We start from the raw sequence: 2764 nt of genomic DNA, 5'->3' as shown, positions 1-2764 counted from the left end.
AGGATAATATCTTATTATCCTTTATTAATATGACTTCTAATGTTCTTATTATTAACCAGGGAGGGGAACGAATGACTTTAGATGCATTAAAAAAATCTTTTTATCAAATTAAAGGGAAAACTATCGCTCTCGTTTATACATTTCAAGGGGATACATCCAATGGACTTGAACATTTTTTTATTTGGAAAAGTAAAATATTATCAAAATGGATGATTGCGGTTGAAGATTTACATTGTTTACCATTAATCTTAGATGTGAGAACATTTATTGACAAAGCAATTAACGGTACGTTACCTAATGTCGATTTTGTTTTAAATTTAAATACGGGTACATTCGATTTATCAGTTATGGCTTTAGTCCCTTCAACATGCAGTGCGTTAGGTATTCCATGCATACCTTGTAACGCAGTGTCAATTGTAACAGGTGAAAACAAACTGTTATCTAATTTAATTGCTGAATCTATCGGACTCCATGTTCCTAAAAATGTACCGGAAAATGAAAGCAGCGGCATTTTTCGTCCAATTAATTTGGGAAATAGTCTTGGTGTAAAAAGAGGATTTGATAATATTACATATAATGGAATCTATCAGGAGTTTATATCTGGTTATGAAATTACAACTCCTGCTGTGTATAATAGTATAACAGGTAAAATGGATTTACTTCCAACGGTTATGTATCTTCCAGACAATAAGGATTTGGATTGGTATAATGGAGAAGAAGTAAAGAAGAAAAGACTCGGGTATTCTTTTCGATTAGTCAATTTAGAGGATAAGCTTAAAGAAAAATATTTAAATTTAATTAACACATTGTCAATTCAGACTTTTTGTCGTATTGATGCAAGGGTAAAATGCTCCGAAGATATTTTTTTTAATTCTTCTTACAATATGGTTTTGGATGAAAATACATACTTTATAGAAATTAATGTTATGCCTACCATTAGAGACAATAATAATTTTGTCTATTCATTCCAGTCTGTAAGTGAAAATGACTCATTGTATTCTTGTATCACAACTCAAAGAGATTCTTTTGGTGATGTAAATGTTTATAGTTTTTTGTTAGCAAGCTCCATGATGTCTTTTTTAAACTAAGTAAAGAGCAGTCTATGATTGGCTGCTCTTTACTTTTATCAAAACCATGTGCTGAAAGAACAAGGGTTAAAACCTGTCTTAATTATAAACTCTTTCCGAATTCCCCTGGCTTCCAAAATCTTTTCAGGTGGGGAACATATATTTTCTAATTGTGGTTCATTGTATTTCTTTGACATAACATTTAATTGCAATAAAAGCTGGCCTGATCCAAGTATGTTATCAGCAAGTGAATTTTGGATCAATTTGTCCACAGGATATAACTTTAGTAATTCTCTTCCCAATTCTACACTTTCTGAATAACCAATAGATATTATATTTAAAGCATAACGAGCTGATAAAAATGGTAAATTTAATACTTCTTTATTATCAAAGATTAAATTCATAATCCTTTTTAGCTCACTCTCATCAACATGTGAATAACAGTATGTCTTTGCAACAGCTCTATTACTCATAATTGCTATTTTTTGAATACTTCTTTCTGGTCTAAACGCATAGTCTAATCCTTTATCAAAGTATTTTATTGCCTCATCAGGATAACCATTTGTCAGAAATGCAGCACCTGCATTATTTAAAATATGTGACATTCCTACCAATCCTGGAACGTTATAAACGGCCTGTTCCTGCAAAGCCATAAAATCATAGACAGACACATTATTTGTATCAAATTGCCGCACAAGATAGTTATTTTTTGCATAAATAGAATGATCTTCCATGCCATTGTTTGAAAAAATGGTACTTGCCTGTTTCATCATATCAATTTTCTGGGAAAAAGTTAGTTTGTCTAGAAAATATGCATTTCTATAAACGTGCGCTAATAAAATCTCATTGTCCAGTGACTTAGCAATTTCCCATGCTTTATTAATATCTTGTGTTCCACCATCATTACAAAACAACCGGAAAATTCTAAGAATACACTCCAAAGCTTTCATCAATTTATTATCATATTCAGTCTCTGCAGATTTTGAAGAAATATTTGTAATAAGGTCATCCAAATTTTGTCTTATAAGAGTCTTATCGCGAAAAATCATATCACTTCTTATCTGCATTATTGTAGGTGCATATAATCTTACATAAGAATTATTCGCCCAGTCTTCATTATATAATATACTCCTTTTGGTGTTGGAACATGTACTAAAACATTGATAAGAAAATGCATCTAAAAAATCATCTATATTTTCTACGCCACAGTTTATAACTTTGTAATTTTGTGTTTCGCCACTATTTCGTATCATCTTGACCTGAGTATTGTGCGGGCATCCTGATAAAAGTTTAATCGCTCTATCAAAATTATTATCCTTTAGCAATATAATGATAACAGGTCTTAAAATACTTGTTTTATGTAAGGCAATAAGCTGATTAATATACTTTGGTAAAACTTTGCCTTCTTGTATTATAATTGGATCGATAACATTTGGTCCTGCCGCCTGATGTTCTGTGACACTAAACAATTTACTAAGTACAGATATTATATCTAAAAGAGACATGGAATTTGATGATCTAAAACATTTATCAACCAACTCAGCGATATCAGGAATATGTTTTGTAATTTTGCCTAGAATATCAGCCAGTCTGCTCTTCATTACTTCATCTGTATCAATATAGTTAACCTTACCTTTAAAGCTGCGGAAATAATCTGCACCACGCCCAGTTACAAAACGTTGTTCAACAACATATAT

The 2764-nt window shown here is 31.3% G+C and carries 2 protein-coding genes; one reads left to right on the top strand and one right to left on the bottom strand.

The features are described from left to right. Positions 1-71 precede the first annotated feature (71 nt). Positions 72-1088 (top strand): hypothetical protein, encoded by a 1017-nt coding sequence (locus Q0F58_RS18605; RefSeq protein ID WP_294379423.1) that lies wholly within the window; start codon positions 72-74, stop codon positions 1086-1088. 38 nt (positions 1089-1126) lie between these two features. On the opposite strand, the gene Q0F58_RS18600 is transcribed toward Q0F58_RS18605, so the two are convergent. After that, positions 1127-2764, bottom strand: a 1638-nt coding sequence (locus Q0F58_RS18600) for a hypothetical protein (RefSeq protein WP_294379421.1), incomplete at its 5' end; no start/stop codon positions are given.

It is taken from the genome of uncultured Clostridium sp. (genome assembly GCF_934754915.1).
GTDB lineage: Bacteria > Bacillota > Clostridia > Clostridiales > Clostridiaceae > Clostridium.
This window is presented reverse-complemented; position numbering and strand designations above follow the sequence as displayed.

Bases quoted from the DNA above. Each gene is read 5' to 3' on its own strand.
- Q0F58_RS18605 (WP_294379423.1), top strand. From the start codon at position 72: ATGACTTTAGATGCATTAAAAAAATCTTTTTATCAAATTAAAGGGAAA.